Origin of the sequence: Pantoea sp. UBA7232 (assembly GCF_002473195.1) — a bacterium.
Lineage (GTDB): Bacteria > Pseudomonadota > Gammaproteobacteria > Enterobacterales > Enterobacteriaceae > Pantoea > Pantoea eucrina.
The window spans coordinates 1-16,856 of record NZ_DKTK01000015.1; the positions used below are offsets into that span (position 1 = coordinate 1).

Annotated in this window: 16 protein-coding genes and 1 tRNA gene; 3 read left to right on the forward strand and 14 right to left on the reverse strand. The window is 57.6% G+C overall.

The features are described 5' to 3' along the window. Positions 1 to 147: 147 nt before the first annotated feature. The 8 genes from B4056_RS13460 to B4056_RS13495 form a co-directional block, all read right to left on the reverse strand. The gene (locus tag B4056_RS13460; protein ID WP_094112238.1) at positions 148 to 840 is read right to left on the reverse strand and encodes an amino acid ABC transporter permease; all 693 of its coding nucleotides are present in this window, start codon (positions 838 to 840) and stop codon (positions 148 to 150) included. A 14-nt stretch (positions 841 to 854) separates the two neighbouring features. Beyond that, entirely contained in the window at positions 855 to 1,541 is a 687-nt protein-coding gene (locus B4056_RS13465; protein WP_199560449.1) for an amino acid ABC transporter permease, read from the reverse strand. Between the two features lie 86 nt (positions 1,542 to 1,627). Next, positions 1,628 to 2,443 (reverse strand): transporter substrate-binding domain-containing protein, encoded by an 816-nt coding sequence (locus tag B4056_RS13470; protein WP_288655002.1) that lies wholly within the window; start codon positions 2,441 to 2,443, stop codon positions 1,628 to 1,630. 20 nt (positions 2,444 to 2,463) lie between these two features. Then, positions 2,464 to 3,201, reverse strand: coding sequence for an amino acid ABC transporter ATP-binding protein (locus B4056_RS13475; protein ID WP_039380122.1), 738 nt, complete (start codon positions 3,199 to 3,201; stop codon positions 2,464 to 2,466). A gap of 9 nt (positions 3,202 to 3,210) precedes the next feature. Next, entirely contained in the window at positions 3,211 to 3,777 is a 567-nt protein-coding gene (locus tag B4056_RS13480) for a peroxidase-related enzyme (RefSeq protein WP_288655004.1), read from the reverse strand. Continuing rightward, entirely contained in the window at positions 3,774 to 4,256 is a 483-nt protein-coding gene (locus B4056_RS13485) for a CMD domain-containing protein (RefSeq protein ID WP_094112234.1), read from the reverse strand. The genes B4056_RS13480 and B4056_RS13485 overlap by 4 nt, the downstream gene beginning before the upstream one ends. Beyond that, positions 4,253 to 5,707, reverse strand: coding sequence for an NAD(P)-binding domain-containing protein (locus tag B4056_RS13490; RefSeq protein WP_094112239.1), 1,455 nt, complete (start codon positions 5,705 to 5,707; stop codon positions 4,253 to 4,255). The genes B4056_RS13485 and B4056_RS13490 overlap by 4 nt, the downstream gene beginning before the upstream one ends. A 245-nt stretch (positions 5,708 to 5,952) precedes the next feature. After that, complete coding sequence (locus tag B4056_RS13495; protein WP_052246444.1) at positions 5,953 to 6,912, reverse strand: LysR family transcriptional regulator; 960 nt, start codon at positions 6,910 to 6,912, stop codon at positions 5,953 to 5,955. Positions 6,913 to 7,475: 563 nt separating this feature from the next. Here B4056_RS13495 and B4056_RS13500 point away from each other — a divergent pair. After that, on the forward strand, positions 7,476 to 7,673 hold the full coding sequence (locus B4056_RS13500) for a general stress protein (protein WP_039380126.1): 198 nt from the start codon (positions 7,476 to 7,478) through the stop codon (positions 7,671 to 7,673). Between the two features lie 18 nt (positions 7,674 to 7,691). Beyond that, the gene (locus B4056_RS13505) at positions 7,692 to 8,198 is read left to right on the forward strand and encodes a ferritin-like domain-containing protein (protein WP_113655793.1); all 507 of its coding nucleotides are present in this window, start codon (positions 7,692 to 7,694) and stop codon (positions 8,196 to 8,198) included. Between the two features lie 104 nt (positions 8,199 to 8,302). Here B4056_RS13505 and B4056_RS13510 read toward each other — a convergent pair whose 3' ends face one another. Together B4056_RS13510 and B4056_RS13515 are read right to left on the reverse strand one after the other, a co-directional pair. Continuing rightward, positions 8,303 to 9,496 carry an MFS transporter gene (locus B4056_RS13510; RefSeq protein ID WP_113655794.1) on the reverse strand — a complete coding sequence of 398 codons (1,194 nt, stop codon included), beginning with the start codon at positions 9,494 to 9,496 and terminating at the stop codon, positions 8,303 to 8,305. Positions 9,497 to 9,754: 258 nt separating this feature from the next. Beyond that, positions 9,755 to 9,830: transfer RNA gene (locus tag B4056_RS13515), tRNA-Phe, on the reverse strand. Positions 9,831 to 10,026: 196 nt separating this feature from the next. Here B4056_RS13515 and B4056_RS13520 point away from each other — a divergent pair. After that, positions 10,027 to 11,343: a methyl-accepting chemotaxis protein gene (locus tag B4056_RS13520; RefSeq protein WP_094112232.1), complete on the forward strand. Its 1,317-nt coding sequence runs from the start codon at positions 10,027 to 10,029 to the stop codon at positions 11,341 to 11,343. Between the two features lie 3 nt (positions 11,344 to 11,346). On the opposite strand, the gene mrdA is transcribed toward B4056_RS13520, so the two are convergent. From mrdA to deoA, 4 genes are all read right to left on the reverse strand, one after another. Continuing rightward, entirely contained in the window at positions 11,347 to 13,221 is a 1,875-nt protein-coding gene (gene mrdA, locus B4056_RS13525) for a penicillin-binding protein 2 (RefSeq protein WP_094112231.1), read from the reverse strand. A gap of 148 nt (positions 13,222 to 13,369) precedes the next feature. Then, complete coding sequence (gene deoD / locus B4056_RS13530) at positions 13,370 to 14,083, reverse strand: purine-nucleoside phosphorylase (RefSeq protein ID WP_039380134.1); 714 nt, start codon at positions 14,081 to 14,083, stop codon at positions 13,370 to 13,372. Between the two features lie 35 nt (positions 14,084 to 14,118). Continuing rightward, positions 14,119 to 15,342 carry a phosphopentomutase gene (gene deoB / locus B4056_RS13535; RefSeq protein WP_094112230.1) on the reverse strand — a complete coding sequence of 408 codons (1,224 nt, stop codon included), beginning with the start codon at positions 15,340 to 15,342 and terminating at the stop codon, positions 14,119 to 14,121. 95 nt (positions 15,343 to 15,437) lie between these two features. Continuing rightward, positions 15,438 to 16,760: a thymidine phosphorylase gene (gene deoA / locus B4056_RS13540; protein WP_113655796.1), complete on the reverse strand. Its 1,323-nt coding sequence runs from the start codon at positions 16,758 to 16,760 to the stop codon at positions 15,438 to 15,440. Between the last annotated feature and the right edge of the window lie 96 nt (positions 16,761 to 16,856).

The following is a 16,856-nucleotide window of genomic DNA, read 5'->3' on the forward strand; positions in this document are numbered from 1 at the left end:
CCTCTGCCCGGTCGCCGTGCCGGGGCACAGGCTGCCGCCGCAGCTGACGGCGAACGGAACCGGCCCCGTGCCCCTGTGGCGAACGGAACCAGTCCCGTGCCCCACGCCCCCGTGGCGAACAGAACCGGCGCCAGCCTCCTCTCTCTCTCAGGTCCTGACGCGCAGCCGCGCTTCAATCATATCGGCGAACTTTGTCACCACCCACGCGATCACCATATAAAACACCACGGCAATCAGGAACGCTTCGAGATAGTAGAAGTTCAGCGCCGCCGTCAGCTGCGCCTGCGCAAAGATATCCACCACTTCGATAGCAAAGGCGAGCGACAGCGCTTTCATAATCACCATAAAGGCGTTGGCCAGATCCGGGATCGCCGCCACGATGATTTGCGGGAACATCACGCGCCGGAACAGCTGGCCACCGCTGTAACCCAGCGACAGCGCAGCGTCGGACTGGCCGCTGTCGAACGAGTTCAGCGCCCCTTTCCACACTTCCGCCTGAAATGCCGCTACGCAGGCGCTCAGCGCGACGATGATAATCACCCAGTTAGGCAGCGAGTGAGCATTCACCTCGACGTTAAACAGCGTAGCGAAGAAATGCAGCGCGGATGGCAGACCGTAGTAGGCGAGAAAAATCACCACCACCATCGGCACGCCTTTAAAGGCAATTTTGTAAACCATCACCAGCTGACGCAGCAGCGGAATACGCTGATGCTCAATATACGCAAACAGCCCGCCCAGCAGCGTGGAACAGATAAACACCGTCACCGCCATCAGCAGCGTAACCGGCACCGCATCCAGAATGCTCCAGAAATCGGGCAGTAGTACTTCAGTATCAAACATGCGCGCTCTCCCGATCAGACGCTGGCGGTCAGCTTGACGCGCGCCGCTTTGGCGCTGTACTTCGCATGACGCTGTTCAAAGAAACGAATAATCAGCCAGGCGACCAGACAGAGCAGCGAATAGATCACCGCAAGCACCAGATAGGTACCAAACTGATACTGGTTGTAATCGCGCTCCATAATCAGATGCGCCGTCGCCATGACATCAGCGGCACCGATATACATCACCAGCGCAACGTTATGGATCAGGTAAATTATCGCGTTACCATAGCCCGGCAGCGCAAAGTGCACCGCCTGCGGTCCTACCACGCGCAGCATCTTGTGACGAAAGCCGTAACCCAGGCTGTCCGCCGCATCGTGCTGACCGCGCTCTACCGCCAGAAACGCCGGGCGCATCACTTCGGAGAGATAGCCGCCGTGATAGAAGCTCAGGCCAATCATGGCGGCCAGATTAGGTGAAACAAAATCCGTAAAGCCGAGCTGCTGCGTAATCAGCGGCAGGCCGTAGAAAGCGACAAACAGCTGCAGAACCACCGGCACGCTGCGCGCATAAGAGACGTACAGGTCGGCCAGCTGGCTGACCAGCGGAATACGACGGACGCGGAAAAGCGTCGTGATGAGCGCCAGAACAAAGCCAGCCAGCATCGCAACAAACATAATACCGAGCGTCAGCGGCAGCGCTGACAGCAGCTCGGGGATCATGGCGGATAGATTCACGGTGAAACACTCCTGCTTACTATAGAGCCGCGCCTGCCAGAGAGCCGGCGCGGTATCTGCTTGTGAATCCGTTACTGCATATATTTCGTGACGTCTTCACCAAACCACTTCTGCGCCAGCTTATCCAGCGTGCCGTCCGCCTTAAGATCCTGCAGCGCCTTTGTAATGTCCTGACTCAGCGCCTGATTCTCTGCCGAACGATGCAGCAGCACATAGGTGTTGTTGATCGCCACCGGTTCGCTCGCTTTGATAGCCAGTTTCTGGTTATCAATGACCGTCTGCTCGCCGAGGTTTGATGGCAGGATCAGCGCGTCATACTTGCCGTTCTGCACCTCTTTCAGGCGATCCGGATAGGGCACGCCAGCACTGGAAGCTTTAATGGCGATCTTGTCGTTCGGATTATCCTGCTGCCACTGCGTCACAAATTTGTAGACGCCACCGCCAGCGGTCACCGGGACAACCTTTTTGCCCACCAGATCTTTCATGCCCTGAATGGTGCTGTCGCTGCGGCTGTAGATCTTCATCAGGCTGGCACCCATCGGTGCATCCGGGATCAGGAACTGCTTGCTACGCGCCGGGGCCTTATAGTAGCCGCCGGTTGCCATATCATATTTGCCGGTCGCCAGCCCGGTCTCCTGAGCGATATCCGCGGCGCCTTCCATCACAAATTTGTACTGCGGCAGTCTGGCATTAATCGCTTTCAGCACGTCGGGCTCATAGCCCTGCGGCTCATGACCAATCGCGCCCCAGGAGAGCGGCTTGGACTCTGCAGCGGTAGCGATTTTGATGGTGCGAACCGCATCGGCAAAGCTGCCGCCGCTGACCAGCGCCAGTGCGATGATGCCAGGCGCGGCCAGGCGACGTAATGTTGTTTTAAGTGCAGGCATGATCTTGATTCCTCTGATTATTAGAATATGCGTTCTGAGCTGAGAAACTGGGCAAGGCGCGGCAGGGTCGGGTTTTCAAACATCTCTGCCGGCGTACCCTGCGCGGCGACCACCCCCTGATCCATAAACACAATGCGGTTAGAGACGCTTTTCGCAAACTGCATCTCATGCGTGACCAGCAGCGAGGTGATGCCTGAGGAGGTGACATCTTTGATTACCTTCAGCACCTCACCCACCAGCTCCGGATCCAGCGAAGAGGTCGGTTCATCAAACAGAATGACCTCCGGCCGCACCGCCAGTGCGCGGGCAATGCCGGTGCGCTGCAGCTGTCCGCCAGATAGCTGGGAAGGATAGTGATCGGCTTTCGCGCCGAGTCCGACCCGCTCCAGCTCCTCAAGCGCGATGGTCCGCGCCTCCTGGCGGCTTTTGCGCTGGATCACGATCAGCGGATCCATCACATTCTCCAGCACCGTCATGTTCTTAAAGACGTTGAACTGCTGAAATACCATCGCGGTACGCAGGCGGATTGCCTGGATCGCCGCTTTATCGGGTTTGCGATAATCCATGCGGATCTGATCGAGCGCGATCGTTCCGGCTGTGGGCTTTGCCAGATAATTAATGCAGCGCAGCAGCGTGGTTTTACCGGTGCCGCTTGGCCCGATAATCGACACCACATCGCCCCGCTTTACCGTCAGATCGACCCCTTTCAGAATCGGGTTGTTACCATAGGCGAGCGTAATATTATTAAGTTCTAACATGGCATTGCCCTATTTATTCAGGTCAGCATGGCCCAGCACATGCATCAGACGGTTGGCCCAGCCAAAGATGGCGATAGCGTGGATCAGGTCGATAATCTCCCGATCGTCCATTCCGGCCGCACGCAGCGGCGCAATATCTTCTGTCGTCGCTTCGGCTGGCGTGACCGACAGGCGGCGGGCAAAGTGATAGATCGCGGCGTCGCGCTCGCCCAGCGCATCGGCGCGGTCAAAATAGATTGCACTGACCACCGCGTCGTTTTCAGCCAGCTGCACGTGCCGGCGCGCATGCACCACCGCGCAGTAGCGGCAGCCGTTCACGATTGACGCGCCCAGCGCGCCCAGCTCGCGATCGGCGCGATTCAGTCCGCCCTCAACATACATAATGGCGTTGAACAGCCCGGTACGTGCGGTGTAGCTTTCCGGATCGTGCACCAGCGTGCGGACATACTCCGACACCTTCTTATTGGAGGGTGTAATTTTCATCGCATCGCGCTGGGCCGGCGTGGCGTCGTCTACGCTGACCGGCGTAATATAGGGGTGCCAGTGCAGCGGCTTCAGGGAAACAGAAGGGATCATGCTGACCTCAGCAGGCGCAGGCCAGCCGCCACGCGCGTCTGAAAGTTAACAAAGGCGATCAGCTCAGAGAGCGCCACAATCTGCGGGTTATTCAGCCCCGCCTGCTCCAGCAGCCGGATGTGCTGCTCGGTGGCCTGCACCGGCTGAGACGTGACCAGATCGGTATGACGCACAATTGTTGCCAGCGGTTCGCCTGCCGGCAGCGCACCTTCCGCCAGCGCCAGCAGCTCATCTGCCGGCTGCAGCTGCGCCAGCTCATGCTGATACGCCTGCTCCAGCGCACTGTCCTGATTCAGCCGCGCCATGCGCTGCGCCAGCGCCAGCCGCAGGGCTGCAGAGAGCCCCTGGTCATCTTCCGGTGTCAGCACGGAGCGACGGCACGCCTCGGCGCCATCAACAAACTCCGGCCGCAGCCGCCGCGTCTGGTAGAGCGCCGCGTCAGGGGTCAGCCCGGCGGCGCGATCGATAGCGTCACTCATAACGCGTTCTCCTGATTCAGTAAGGGGGTGGCGTCCACCCATTCATCGCCCTGTAATTCAGGCGTGTCATACGCCTGCAGGCTGGCATAGTGCTGCTCCACATCCTCGGCAAACAGCGAGGCCGCAATCGCCCGCACCAGCCGATCGGCACCGGCGCTGACCGCAGGGATATCACCGGAGACTTTGCCGTGCGTCAGCATTGCGGCATCATTGAAACAGTGAATATGTGAAAGCATCGGGCAGGCGCCGGGTGCCCGCTCGCGAAACTCAAACCCGGGTCCCAGGTCAGGCGCCTCCAGCATATTCTGGCGCGCCGGCCCCATGGCAGGCTGATAGCGACCGTCTGCCCAGCGGCGGATGTGCGGGGCGATGGCGGCGAATTCGGATCGGCCGCTGAAATCGTTGCTGAAACCGGTAGCCGCAATCAGGTAGTCATAGCGCAGCGGCCCCTGCGTCGTCTCAATGACCAGCTCATCCCCTTCGGGCCTGACGGCATTGATAGCGCAGTTCAGCAAAAAACGGGCATTTTCATGACGCGAAACGCGCAGAGTGGAGGCGCGCGGCGGCGGCGTCTGGGTGGCAGCGGTATAATCAACAAACTTCCATTTCCACATATCCGGCAGCTGGTGCATACCGTGTACCACGCCCTGACTGCCGATACCGGTCATTTTATTGATGCGCGGCATCGCTTTACGGCGGATCAGCAGATCCACCCTGGCTGCGCCCTGCTCCAGCGCGGTTGCGGCATTATCCATTGACGAAGCACCAGCACCAATCACCGCAACCCGCTTACCCTGCAGCGCACGGAAGTCGATGTTGTCGGCGGAGTGTGCCCAGAAGCGGCGATCGACGCCCTGCAAAAAGGGGGGAACGGCAACGCCGCCCAGGCCGGAACGGCCGGTTGCCAGCACCAGCCGGCGGGTATAGACGCGTGCCGGCGCTGCGCCTTCCAGCGTCAGCGCAATCAGCGACCCGGCAGGTTCAATGGCGGTAACGCGGACGCCGTTCTGTACCGGAAGATTGAGTACCTGCCGGTACCAGACCAGGTAGTTCATCCACATCTCTTTCGGGATTTTGTCCAGCGCCTGCCAGGCCGCTTTTCCCCATTGCGCGGTATACCATGCGCGAAAGGTCAGCGAGGCCAGACCGAGTGCCGGTCCCTGCAGTGACTTAGGTGAACGCAGCGTCTCCATACGGGCAAACGTAACCCACGGCCCCTCCTGCCCCGCTGGTGCGGTATCGTAAGTAATACTATTGGTGATACCCGCCAGCTGCAGCCGGGCCGTCGCCGCCAGGCCGCACATCCCGGCACCGATCACGACGACATCGCGCACCGGCTGATTATCAACCGTGTGTGCAGGCACCCAGGGTTTTGCGGGCAGTTCAAGGTATTCCAGGTCCTGCTGTAGCTGAGCTTCCAGCGCGGCCAGACCGTCGGCAGCTGAAGTCATATAAGTATCCCCTGATGTCAGCGCAAAAACACTGTCAAACGCATACCCACAATCGCCGGCCTTATTATCCTGATAACGCATAGTTACCGGCTAATGATTGTTAATACACATAGTAAAAGCTAAGGCTTTGCATACTCCTCCTGCGGCTGGATGGAGTCAATAATAGCGCTCAGCATTTAACCAATGGATTTCTTATATCTTATGCCGGAATGGGTATAAGCCAGTTGCCACGCCCTGCAGACGCCTTAAAGCTGATTGATAAGCCGCATAACGCGGGTGTGTTCGCTTGAGGCCAGCCGCTGAAAATCGGGCAACAGCGCGGCAGCCGCGGCGGCGAGCGCTTCTACCAGCGCCTGTGCTGCCGCGGTGATCTGCCGTCCCTGCGGCGTGACCACGCCAAAGTAGTAAGGAATATCCTCTTCCAGCGTACAGATAGTGACGCCAGCCAGCGGCATTCCCCAGCCGGAAACCGGCTCCAGAATAGCCACGCCCAGCCCGGCGCGGACGCAGCCAAGAATATTTGCCGAAGAGTTGGTTTCAATGGTTTCCGGTAGCGGCGTATTGACACGCTTCAGCGCTTTTTCATAGCGCCCGCGCAGGCGCTGCGGGTTCCAGGGGGCGATAAGTCGCCGTCCCGCCAGCTGGCTGAGCGATATCTGCGGCTGCGCCGCAAGCGGGTCGCTATCCGGCAGCGCCACCACGCAGCGCGCGTGGCCGATCCAGTGCAGTACCACTGCATCATGCTCCAGCGGCAGGCTGCAAAGGCCGATGTCCGCCTCGGCGGTGATCACCGCGTGCGCCGTTTGCGCAGCAGACTCACTGATGATCTGCACTTTATTGTGCAGGCCAATCGCCGCCAGCGCCTGCGGCAGCAGCCCTGCCGCCAGCGCCGGCGTGGCCGCAATGCTGAGTGGCCGCTGCTGCTGCTGCGCGATCTCCTGCGCACGCAGCCGGATCTGCTGCAAAGAGAGCAGCGCTTTCTGCACATACTGATGCAGTTGCAGCGCCTCTTCGGAGGGGTGAATACGCGGTCCGTTGCGGATAAAGAGCGGATAGCCCAGAGAGAGCTCCAGCTCCTGCAGCTGGCGTGAAACCACAGGCTGTGAGCGATTCAGCGCTTTCGCTGCGGCGGTCACGCTGCCCGCTGCAATAACCGCTGCGAACGCTTCCAGCTGACGCAGATCGAGATCGTTGAGTAAATTCATTACGGGGTGATTCCTGCATGCTTGCTCACCGGGCTGAGCATAAGTGATGCCGCCATCATAAGGTGCAGAGCCCCGTTAAGTCACTGCATAACCTGAAAGTCTCAATTTAGGTAATGACCACTCCAGAATATATTATTGCCCTGGCTGAAATGATCTCAGTCAAAAAAATCAACTGACAAAAAATTACATGTTAAATTTAAGAAATACTTTCCACCGCTGCGCTTAATTCCCTTCATACGACACGCTGTTACCTTGCAATATAAATCTGTACAACAAACATTAAAATCGTACAACTTATAAAAACCACCTTTAATTGAAGTAAGGCACTAAAAATAAAGGATAAATATCTAAAAATACCGAGATAAAATTTATTGTACAAATAGTATTTCTCTGTACACAAAACAAATCGTGATTTTATAAATTAGCTCTTAAAGAAATAAAAAATATAAAAACCCCCAATTAAGATTATTCCTGACTGGCGCCCTTGTTAATCCGGAAAATAACGCTAACCTTAAGTTGCAAACTAAATACTTTAATATGCTTTACCCTCTGAGGAGTAAATGATGAGCAATCCACGTGGCGGTGCCGGTAATTTTGCCCTGAATCCTGAACGTGCCCGCGAAGCGGGGAAAAAAGGCGGTCAGGTCAGCGGCGGTAACTTTCGCAATAACCCTGAGCGCGCAATTGAAGCGGGCCGTAAAGGGGGTAAAAAGAGTCGTCGTGGCACAGATAAAGATGCTGCACAGGGTGCACAGGCTTAACATTAACGGGAGAATCTAATGACTTACGAAGAACATTTTATTGACTGGGTCAGAGATGCACACGCTATGGAGAAGCAGGCGGAGAGCATGCTGGAAAAAATGGCAGCCCGGCTCGAACACTATCCCGATCTCAAAGCGCGTATTGAGCAGCACATTGATGAAACACGTGAACAGCAGCAGCTGGTGCAGAGCGTCATTGACCGTTACGACACGTCCCGTTCGGTGATCAAAGATGCCGCAGGAAAACTGTCGGCGTTTGGCCAGGCCGTTGGCGGCATGATGACTGAAGATGAGGTGGTTAAAGGCGCTATCAGCGGCAACGTTTTTGAGAACTTTGAGATCGCGAATTACACTGCGCTCATTGCCGCGGCGGAACAGCTTAACGACAGCGAGAGCGTGTCAATTTTCACCCGCATTCGCGAGCAGGAACAGGCGATGGCCGACTGGACAGCCAATCATCTGGGCAACGTTACAAAGCAGTTCCTTATCCGCTCCAGTACACCGGGCGTAGAAGCAAAGAAATAGCGTTGGCTGCGCTTTGATTTTCTTCCCCGGACTTTGACATTGCATATTATCTATCGGCCAGCTGGCCAGCCAGCACAGTAAGGTTGCTTCTGTGCTGGCCTTTTTTATGCCTCATTTACCTGCGCGAACCGCCTCGCCTGCCACCAGATCAGCAGCGCTGTCAGCGCAATCACGCTTAGCGTGCTGAACGCCACGCTATAAGAGTAGTGCCTGACAATCATGCCGGTCAGCGCCGGACTAAAGGCGGCACCCGCTCCCTGCATCAGCATCACCGCACTCTGCCCGGCATTAACGTGTCCGCTGCCGCGCAGCAGCTGCACAATGTAGCCTGGCACCGCAACGCCCAGCGTACCGGCTGCAATGCCGTCCAGTATCTGAACCGGGATCATCAGCCAGGGATCGGTAAAGCTGGCGGCGAGTACGGCGCGCAGCGGCAGCAGCAGCAGCGCCAGCATAATCAGACGCTGATACCCCAGCGTTTCGGCGCGCGCCGCCGTCCAGAGCGCTACCGGGATCATCACCGCCTGCGAGATAATCACGGTTGCAGCAGCATAAACGCCGGGATTCATGCCGCCGGGCGAGGCGGCTACGCGCATACTGAGCATCGGCAGCAGTGCCGCATTCGCGAGATGGAACAGCAGCAGCGTGATGCCTGTGGTCATCAGCGGTGCGTTGCGCGTCAGGTCAGAGAGGCGGGGAACCGCGCCGCCCGCAGACGCATCCAGACCGCGCGCTGCCTGATGGTCAATATCTTTTCCGCGGATGGCCAGGATAGCGAGTGAGGTCAGCAGCGCCATCGCTGTCATCAGAATAAATACTGAGCCGGTCCCCCAGTACCATGTCGCGGCCCCGGCAATCAGCGCAGCGCTCATATTCCCGGCGTGGTTAAACGCTTCGTTGCGCCCCATCTGCCGGTTAAAACCGCGCTGTCCGGCCAGACCCAGCGTGATCCCTGCCAGCACCGGGGCAATAAACGCGGCAGAAACGCCGCTGATGATCTGCGTAATTGCTACCACCCAGCTTTGCTGTGAATACCAGAGCCACAGCGTGGCAACGGTAATCAGCGCGCAGCCACCCAGCAGCAGCAGACGTTTGTAGCGCGTGGCATCCGTAACGATCCCGGCAGGCAGCGTGGCGATAAGCCCCGCCAGCCCGCCCGCCGTCATCACCAGGCCGACATCATTTGGCTGCCAGCCACGCTGCGTTAAAAATATCCCCAGAAAAGGTCCCAGCCCGTCGCGCACGTCGGCGAGAAAAAAGCTCACCAGACAAAGCGCCTGCAGCGATCGTATCGGCATTGCTCATATTCCTGATTTTTTAGTGCGGGTCCGCCTGTTAAGTAATGGCAAAGATTCAGGAAAAGTCACGTAGTGTAAAAGTAACTAAATGAAAGCAGTGTTCGCAGCTGTCTGTCTGTATCCGGGGTGCGATCGTGCAGATGAAGGTGCTGACTGTGTCAGACCAGGAGGAGTGGAGCGTATACGCCGGAGCGCAGAGCGAATATGGGGAGCGCAGAAAAGCAAAAACCCGGCCATAAGGCCGGGTTTTCTGAATTGTGGTGCCCGAACCCGGAATCGAACCAGGGACACGCGGATTTTCAATCCGCTGCTCTACCGACTGAGCTATTCGGGCAACGGGGCGCATTAAACCCTACCCCGGTCGCAGCGTCAAACGCTTTTCAGCAAATACGCGCTGACTGCTGACTTTTAGAGCATCCGCTGCGCTTACTGGTTAAATTCTGACACACTCTGCTGCGCTGTCGCGATGGATTTTTGCGGCCGGGTGCCGATAACCGTGCTGACATCCAATAAACATAAAAAGGTCCGCCATGTTCAGCACTATTGCATCAGGTATTATGTCACGCCTTGCGTGGCAAAAGCGCAGCCGCGCAACGCTCAGTTCATTGCAGGATGTGATTGCCATGATTGAGTTTACGCCGGATGGCAAAATCATTACCGCCAACGATCTGTTTCTGGAGCGCATGGGCTATACCCTGCCGGAGATCGTCGGGCAGCACCACGCGCTGTTTTGTACGCCCGACATGGTTCACTCGGCCGCGTATCGCGATTTCTGGCAACGGCTCAACCGCGGCGAGGGGTTCAGCGATAAGTTTCTGCGCGTGGCGAAACACAGCCGTCCGGTCTGGCTGGAAGCCAATTATGTGCCGGTACAGGACCGCAGCGGCCGGGTAATAAAGATTGTTAAGCTGGCGAGTGACATTACGGCACACATTCTGGATACGCAGGAGCAGCGCGCCATGACGGCGGCTATCGATCGCTCAATGGCGGTTATCGCCTTTAATCTGCAGGGCGAAGTGCTGATGGCAAATGACAATTTTCTTAAAACCATGGGCTATCGGGAGCAGGAGATCCTTGGCCGGCACCACAGTCAGTTCTGTCCGCCAGAAACGCAGCAGAGCAACGCCTATCGTCGTTTCTGGCAGAAGCTGAATCAGGGTGAATACATCTCCGGCCAGTTTCAGCGCGTGGATAAACAGGGCCGTACCGTCTGGCTGCGCGCCACCTATAATCCGGTTTTCGATGAGGCGGGCACTCTCTATAAAATTGTTAAATTCGCCACTGATGTGACCCCGCAGGTGGAGAAGAGCCAGCAGGAACGTGACGCTGCGCAGCAGGCGTATCAGACGGCGCTGCAGACCAGCGAAAGCACCCGCCTGGGCGCTACCGTGCTGGAGAACAGCGTGCAGACCATGAATGCGCTGGCAGGCGAACTGCACGGTATCTCCGGTGATATTACCAATCTCAGCGACTCCTCCGATCGCATTGGCGCGATTGTCGAAAGCATCCGCCGTATTGCCGAACAGACCAATCTGCTGGCGCTGAACGCGGCGGTTGAGGCGGCGCGGGCCGGACAGCATGGACGCAGCTTTGCCGTGGTGGCGAATGAGGTGCGTGCGCTGGCGGAAAATATCAATCGCGCCACTACTGAAATCGAAAACCGGGTGCGCGATAACCATCTGCTGGCAGAGAAAGCGCTGCAGGGCATTGCATCTAACCTGAAGCGCGCCGATCAGGGCGTACTGCTTGCTCAGGAGGCGGGCGACATGATGGCGGAGATCCGCGGCAGCTCAGGTGACGTGGTCCGCGCTATCGGCCACGTCACCGCGACGTTAAAAGAAGAGTAGCCGCTACTGCCCTGCCGTCTGCAGCGGCGCGTCGGATGCCGGCGGCAGGAAGATATGATCGAGAATATTGCGCATTACCGGCGCGGCGCTCACGCTCTCGTTTCCGCCGTTTTCCAGAATCAACGCAATCGCCACTTTAGGATCGCTGAACGGTGCAAAGGCGGTATAAAAAATATGATCGCGCAGCCGGATCGGGATCGCTTTCGCATTATAGGTCTGGTTCTGCTTCAGGCTGAACACCTGCGACGTCCCGGACTTCGCTGCAATGCCGTATGGCGCGGTATGAAAATATTTATATCCGGTGCCGTTAGGGGCGTTAGCCATACCAAACATCGCCCGGCGCACCAGCCCCCAGTATGGCGAGTTCGCCTCGCCAATCTGCGGCTGCGGCCTGACGGGCTGATAAGGCTGCTGCCAGCCGCCACGCTGCGCTTTAGCCAGCAGATGCGGCGTGATCACTTTGCCGTTATTGATCAGCGCGACCATCGCCCGGACCATCTGGATCGGGGTTGCGATCCAGTAGCCCTGCCCGATCCCGACTGATACCGTATCGCCCTGATACCACGCCCGTTTATGCACCCGTTTTTTCCAGGCGCGATCCGGGAGCAGACCGGTGTACTCTTCGTTGAGATCGATACCGGTTGACTTGCCATAGCCAAACTGGCTCAGCATCGTATGAATGCGATCGATACCCATCATAAATGCCACCTGATAGAAAAAGGTGTCTGCCGACTCCTCAATCGCTTTAGTAACGTCCAGCATACCGTGGCCCGTTTTTTTCCAGTCGCGCCAGGTGCGGTGCGTGCCGGGCAGGGTCCAGGTGGGTCCGCCAAAGAAGGTGGTCGCGGGCGTGATAGTGTGGGTCAGCAGTGCAGAGATCGCCATATATGGCTTTACCGTCGAGGCGGGCGGATAGAGGCCCTGCGTGACGCGGTTGATAAGCGGCAAATCTTTATTCTGCAGCAGCGCTTTGTAGGCTTTATAACTGATGCCTTTCACAAACGGGTTGGGATCGTAGCTGGGGCTGGAGACCATCGCCAGCACGCTGCCGTCGTGCGGATCTTCAATCAGTACCGCCGCGCGCTGGCCGGCCAGCTGCTGCTCAACATACTGCTGCAGATGCAGATCGAGGGTCAGCCAGATATTTTTGCCAGCCACCGGCGGAACCTCTTTCAGCACGCGCACGATGCGGCCATGGTTGTCGACCTCCACTTCCTGGTAGCCGGTTTTGCCGTGCAGCAATGCCTCATAGTAGCCTTCAATGCCCTGCTTGCCGATGTTATGGTCCGCGGCGTAGTTCTCCTCTCTGCCCGCCTCGTTCAGCCGCCTGTAGTCAGCGTCGTTGATTTTGGAGACGTAGCCCACCACGTGCGCCAGGTCAGCGCCGTAGGGGTATTCCCGATCCTGATAAGTCGATACGCTGACGCCGGTGAAGCGAAACTGGTTCACGGCAAAGCGCGCCACCTGACGATCGGTAAGCTCCGCTTTCAGCTCGACCGGTTTATAGCGGCTGCTGTGCTGCAGCGCATGCCTGAATGCGTCAATATCATCGGGCGTCAGATCAAGCAGCGGCGTCAGGGCGCGGAGCGTGGCCGCCATATCGCTGACCTTATAGGGCGTGACCAGTACGTCATACCAGGTGACATTGTGTACCAGCGGAATGCCGTTGCGATCGTATATCAGCCCGCGTGTAGGCGCGATGGGGATCATTTTAATGTCGTTTTCGTTGGAGCGCGTCTGGTAGTAGCGGTGCTGACGGACCTGCAGACGATAAAGATTGATTCCCAGAACGATAAAGCAGGTCACCACCAGCGCAAATGCCACCAGCGCCCGCCGGGCAAACAGTTTTTCTTCAGCTTCGAAATTGCGAAAATTCATCAGGAAAGGGTCTCTTCATTATCGCGCTTATGATAAACAGCGTGAGCGTCAGAGCCAGCCTGAAGATGCACAAGCCTGGGTAAAAGTGTGTCAGATGTTTACGGAGGGAGGACCGGAGCGCATTAATGCGCCCCGGACACAGGCGAAGTTAGTCGCCCAGCAGCACCGATTCCAGTGCAATTTTGATCATATCGTTGAAGGTAGTCTGACGCTCTGCCGCGCTGGTCTGTTCGTGCGTGCGGATATGGTCAGAGACGGTACAGATGGTCAGCGCTTTCGCACCAAACTCTGCCGCCACGCCGTAGATCCCTGCGGCTTCCATCTCAACGCCGAGGATGCCGTACTTCTCCATGACATCAAACATCTGCGGATCGGGCGTGTAGAACAGATCCGCAGAGAAGATGTTGCCGACGCGCGCGTCAACGCCCAGCGCTTTTGCTGCGTCAACCGCGTTGCGTACCATGTCAAAGTCAGCAATCGCTGCAAAATCATGATCTTTGAAACGCATACGGTTTACTTTGGAGTCGGTGCAGGCGCCCAGACCAATCACCACATCACGCAGTTTCACGTCAGCACGTACTGCACCACATGAGCCGACGCGGATGATTTTCTTCACGCCAAAATCGGTGATCAGCTCTTTGGTATAGATTGAGCAGGATGGGATCCCCATACCGTGGCCCATTACCGAAATCTTACGGCCTTTATAGGTGCCGGTGAAGCCAAGCATACCGCGTACGTTGTTGACTTCCACAACATCGTCCAGGAAAGTCTCAGCGATATGCTTTGCGCGCAGCGGGTCGCCAGGCATCAGCACGACGTCCGCGAAATCACCCATTTCTGCATTAATATGTGGCGTTGCCATGGTTCTTATTCCTTTTCAAAAAAGTGTGCGCTGTTTTACAGCATGCTTTTGCCGTAGTCCATGCTGGAGAGGCCAAAGTACGCGGCAATGGTCTGGCCGATATCGGCAAAGGTGTCGCGATAACCCAGCGATCCCGGCTTGACGCCCGGACCGTAGATGAGAATCGGGATATGCTCACGCGTATGCTCAGTGCCTTCCCAGCTGGGATCGCAGCCGTGGTCAGCGGTCAGGATCAGAATATCGCCCTCCTGCACCAGCGCCATCAGCTCTGGCAGACGGCGGTCAAACAGCTCCAGTCCGCCGGCATAGCCTGCGATATCGCGGCGATGACCCCAGGTTGAGTCGAAATCAACAAAGTTGGTAAAGACGATAGAGGTGTCAGGCGCCTTTTTCATCTGCTCAATCGTGGCGTCAAACAGCGCGTCGAGACCGGTCGCTTTCACTTTCTGCGTGATGCCCTGATGCGCATAGATATCGGCAATTTTACCTACCGAGATCACTTCCCCGCCCTTCTCGTCGACCAGCTTTTTCAGCATGGTCGGTGATGGCGGCTCAACGGCCAGATCGTGACGGTTGCCGGTACGCTCAAAGCTGCCCGCTTTATCACCCACAAACGGACGGGCAATGACGCGACCGATGTTGTAGCCGCCTTCCGTCAGCTCTTCACGGGCAATTTCACACAGTTCATACAGCCGCTCAAGGCCAAAGGTCTCTTCGTGACAGGCGATCTGGAACACCGAGTCTGCTGAGGTATAGAAAATCGGCTTACCGGTTTTCATGTGCTCTTCACCCAGCTGATCGAGGATCACCGTACCGGAAGAGTGGCAGTTGCCGAGATAGCCCGGCAGATCGGCGCGCTCCACCAGCTTATCCAGCAGCGCCTGCGGAAAGCTGTTCTCTTTATCGCTAAAGTAGCCCCAGTCGAACAGAACCGGGACACCGGCAATTTCCCAGTGGCCGGAGGGGGTATCTTTGCCGGAAGAGAGTTCGCTGGCGTAAGCGTAAGCGCCGATGATTTCAGCATCTGGATCCAGCCCTGGCGGAAAGCGGCCGGTCGAGAGTTCTGCCGCTTTGCCAAGACCGAGCGCGGTCATGTTTGGCAGATGTAGCGGGCCTTCGCGCCCTTCGTTTGCGCGACCTTCAAAACAGGCTTCAGCGATATGGCCAAGCGTATCTGAACCCGCATCACCGAATTTATCAGCATCTTTACTGGAACCGATGCCGAAGGAGTCGAGAACCATAATAAAAGCACGTTTCATGCAAGTCTCCTGCGCGCCAGGCGCGATGACAAGTCAAAAAAAAGCGATCAGATCAGTATACCTGAATGGCTGCTGTCTGGCACGCAGTAACGCCACTATTCACTGATGCGGCGATATACCACGGGCGTGGTTTCAGGTGCCTGGTCGCTCAGTACGATGGCGGTTCTGACCGCCTGCGCGGCTTCCTGCCACTGCGCTTCCGAGGCGGCATGGATCATCGCCAGCGGCCGCTGCGTATCAACCCGGCTGCCCAGCGCAATCATGTCGCTCAGGCCTGTGCTGTAGTCAATTGTATCAGTGGCCCGCCGCCGCCCGCCGCCCAGCGCCACAACGGCCATGCCCAGCGCCCGCGTATCCATCGCGCTGACGATCCCCGCTTCTTCTGCATAGAGCGGCCTGCTGAAAGCCGGCGCCGGCAGATAGTGATCTATCCGCTCGATAAAATCTGCCGGCCCGTTCTGAGCCGCCACCATTCGTGCGAATACCTCGGCAGCTTTACCGTTATCCAGCACCTGCTGCAGTTTCTGCCGCGCCTCGGTGTCATTCGCTGCCAGCTGGCCGGACACCAGCATCTCAGCGCAAAGCGCCATCGTGACCTCATACAGACGCGGATTGCGCGCCTCGCCGGTCAGGAACTGCACCGCTTCGCGCACTTCCAGAGCGTTACCCGCGGTTGAGGCCAGTACCTGATTCATGTCGGTAAGCAGCGCGGTGGTCTTGCATCCTGCGCCGTTCGCCACCCGCACAATCGACTGCGCCAGCTGTTCCGAGGCGGCAAAGGTGGGCATAAAGGCGCCTGAACCCACTTTGACATCCATCACCAGCGCATCCAGCCCTTCTGCGAGTTTTTTGGCGAGAATCGAGGCGGTGATCAGCGGAATGGAGTCAACCGTGGCGGTGACATCGCGCGTGGCGTAAAAGCGTTTATCTGCGGGCGCGAGCGAGCGGGTCTGCCCGATGATCGCTACCCCCACCTGTTTAATTATGTCGCGGAAACGGTCGTCGCTGGGGTAAATATCAAAGCCCGGAATGGCCTCCAGCTTATCCAGCGTGCCGCCGGTATGACCCAGACCGCGTCCGGAGATCATCGGCACATATCCACCGCAGGCGGCGACCATCGGTCCCAGCATCAGAGAGGTAACATCGCCTACGCCACCGGTTGAATGTTTATCCACTACCGGACCGTTGAGCTGCAGCGACTGCCACTCCAGAACCGATCCTGAGTCGCGCATCGCCATGGTCAGGGCAACGCGTTCCTGCAGGTTCATATCGTTAAAATAGATGGTCATCGCCAGCGCAGCGATTTGCCCTTCCGAAACGGTTTCATCGCGCACGCCATCGATGAAAAAGCGGATCTCCGCCTCACTCAGCGGCTGCCCGTCACGTTTTTTCCGGATGATTTCCTGTGGCAGAAACAAGGTTGCCTCCTGTGATTGCTGGTATATACGCGGCGCATAAATGCGCCCTCTACGGGAATGTTGGATTTTGTACCCCGTAGGGGGCGCATTCATGCG

Bases quoted from the DNA above. Each gene is read 5' to 3' on its own strand.
- B4056_RS13460 (WP_094112238.1), bottom strand. From the start codon at position 840: ATGTTTGATACTGAAGTACTACTGCCCGATTTCTGGAGCATTCTGGAT.
- B4056_RS13465 (WP_199560449.1), bottom strand. From the start codon at position 1,541: ATGATCCCCGAGCTGCTGTCAGCGCTGCCGCTGACGCTCGGTATTATG.
- B4056_RS13470 (WP_288655002.1), bottom strand. From the start codon at position 2,443: ATGCCTGCACTTAAAACAACATTACGTCGCCTGGCCGCGCCTGGCATC.
- B4056_RS13475 (WP_039380122.1), bottom strand. From the start codon at position 3,201: ATGTTAGAACTTAATAATATTACGCTCGCCTATGGTAACAACCCGATT.
- B4056_RS13480 (WP_288655004.1), bottom strand. From the start codon at position 3,777: ATGATCCCTTCTGTTTCCCTGAAGCCGCTGCACTGGCACCCCTATATT.
- B4056_RS13485 (WP_094112234.1), bottom strand. From the start codon at position 4,256: ATGAGTGACGCTATCGATCGCGCCGCCGGGCTGACCCCTGACGCGGCG.
- B4056_RS13490 (WP_094112239.1), bottom strand. From the start codon at position 5,707: ATGACTTCAGCTGCCGACGGTCTGGCCGCGCTGGAAGCTCAGCTACAG.
- B4056_RS13495 (WP_052246444.1), bottom strand. From the start codon at position 6,912: ATGAATTTACTCAACGATCTCGATCTGCGTCAGCTGGAAGCGTTCGCA.
- B4056_RS13500 (WP_039380126.1), top strand. From the start codon at position 7,476: ATGAGCAATCCACGTGGCGGTGCCGGTAATTTTGCCCTGAATCCTGAA.
- B4056_RS13505 (WP_113655793.1), top strand. From the start codon at position 7,692: ATGACTTACGAAGAACATTTTATTGACTGGGTCAGAGATGCACACGCT.
- B4056_RS13510 (WP_113655794.1), bottom strand. From the start codon at position 9,496: ATGCCGATACGATCGCTGCAGGCGCTTTGTCTGGTGAGCTTTTTTCTC.
- B4056_RS13520 (WP_094112232.1), top strand. From the start codon at position 10,027: ATGTTCAGCACTATTGCATCAGGTATTATGTCACGCCTTGCGTGGCAA.
- mrdA (WP_094112231.1), bottom strand. From the start codon at position 13,221: ATGAATTTTCGCAATTTCGAAGCTGAAGAAAAACTGTTTGCCCGGCGG.
- deoD (WP_039380134.1), bottom strand. From the start codon at position 14,083: ATGGCAACGCCACATATTAATGCAGAAATGGGTGATTTCGCGGACGTC.
- deoB (WP_094112230.1), bottom strand. From the start codon at position 15,342: ATGAAACGTGCTTTTATTATGGTTCTCGACTCCTTCGGCATCGGTTCC.